Source organism: Sphingobium sp. PNB (assembly GCF_019873065.1).
Classification (GTDB): domain Bacteria; phylum Pseudomonadota; class Alphaproteobacteria; order Sphingomonadales; family Sphingomonadaceae; genus Sphingobium; species Sphingobium fuliginis.
In genome coordinates, this window is the sequence record NZ_JAINEZ010000204.1 from 1 (window position 1) to 1,640 (window position 1,640).

Annotated in this window: 1 protein-coding gene; it reads right to left on the bottom strand. The window is 62.2% G+C overall.

The window, feature by feature from the left end; genetic code table 11:
* Positions 1-161 precede the first annotated feature (161 nt).
* The gene (locus K7W03_RS27385) at positions 162-1,532 is read right to left on the bottom strand and encodes an IS1380 family transposase (RefSeq protein WP_222888118.1); all 1,371 of its coding nucleotides are present in this window, start codon (positions 1,530-1,532) and stop codon (positions 162-164) included.
* Between the last annotated feature and the right edge of the window lie 108 nt (positions 1,533-1,640).

The window sequence follows — 1,640 nt, forward strand, 5'->3', positions numbered from 1 at the left end:
TAGCCCGGTTTATTCGTAATGCCGTTTCCTCTGCCGCACCCGGGCCTGTTGCACGGGTCGCTTAAGGATCAGGGCGAGCGATCGTGCTGCGTCTATTTCACCGCAGATATTCGATAGGCTTGCAAGTTGAAGGGAGCGGTTCTGGGGTACGGTCGGGGCGGCTATGTCGGGGCAGGTCTGAAGGCGGCAGCAATCGCCCGGAAGGTGCTGGCATCGGGACAGGCTGATGCGAAGGCGATGCGGATGCGGGTTGCGGTTTCGATCACGCGGGCGGCCACCTTGAGCAGCCGCAGACGCAGCGTAGCGAACTCGGCAGCGGCGAGCGCGCTTGCCTTGGGTATCGCCTGCTGGATGCGCCACATCAACCAGTAGGCGGCGGTATGCAGGATGAGCCGCATCTGGTTTGCATTGGCCGATCGACATGAAGTTCGATCACTGCTGAGCTGCGTCTTGTGCCGTTTGATCAGGTTTTCGGCCTGGCCACGGGCGCAGTAAAGGCTGTCGTAGATATGCTCGGCAGAGCCTTCTGCCAAGGAGGTAACGACGTAGCGAATGTCCATGCCCAAGGTGCTGGCTTCGATCCGAGCGACGACGCGGCGCTGACACTTCCAGCTTTTCGCCCCATAGCGGATCTCGGCATAGCTGCGCAGGACTACCCGGTCTTCCTGGGCACGCCGGACGGCGCAGGCATCGGCGGCGGCGACGATGTCGGGATTGGCGCGCAGGGCGGCGTTGGTGGGCAGGCCGAAGACAAAGTCGATGCCATGCGACTGGCAGAAAGTCATGACCTCTGGTCTGCCACAATGCCCGTCGCCGCGAATGGTGATGTGCGTTTGGGGCCAATGCTTACGGATATGGCGCACAAGGCGCCGGATGTGCCCGGCGGCCTCCGCGCCCGAGGGGGTCTTGCCGGTTCGCAGAAGCATGGCGACCGGCCGCCCTGTTGCCGTATCGTAGACATGGATCGGCAGAAAGCATCGCTCGCCATGGTGGCCATTCCAGAACGACAGCTGTTGATAGCCGTGCACGACATCGCATGTATCATCGATATCCAGCGTCACCGCCTTGGGCGGCTCGGAATAGCTGGCGCAGTAGATGCCCACCATGCCAACCATCATACGCGCCAATTCGCGCGTGGTCGGGGCGTTCTCCCATCGGCTCATGGTCGGTTGGCTGGCCAGGCCCGGGCCTGTTCCCGGCAGCTTGCCCAGGGCTAGCCGAAAGCCCGGATCGTCGCGCAGGGCATCAAGGTCGTCGGCGTCCTCGTAGCCGCAGGCGATCGCCAGAACGCGCGCCCGCAGGATATCTTCGAGTTTATGGGTAATCCGGGACGGATCGCGCGGATCGGCAATGCAACCCGCAAGGCGCTTGCAGATACCCAACTCGCGCTCGGCCTGCGCCAGTAACAGAACCCCGCCGTCCGAGGTCAAGCGACCGCCGTCGAACGCGCCTGTCACTTTCTTGCCCGATACCACTGGAAACGAAATCAGCGGCGATTTATCCTTGCCCCCGGCGGGTGTGGTCTGCGGCATTTATTGCCTCGTTGCAGGATTGGTCTCGACACCCAATTTCCTACAGTAAGCCAATAGCTTATACCACTCCCGCCAACCCCTCATGACCTGCCAGGTGAATAAGAGAGG

Coding starts and splice junctions, on each gene's coding strand:
- K7W03_RS27385 (WP_222888118.1), bottom strand. CDS start 1,532: ATGCCGCAGACCACACCCGCCGGGGGCAAGGATAAATCGCCGCTGATT.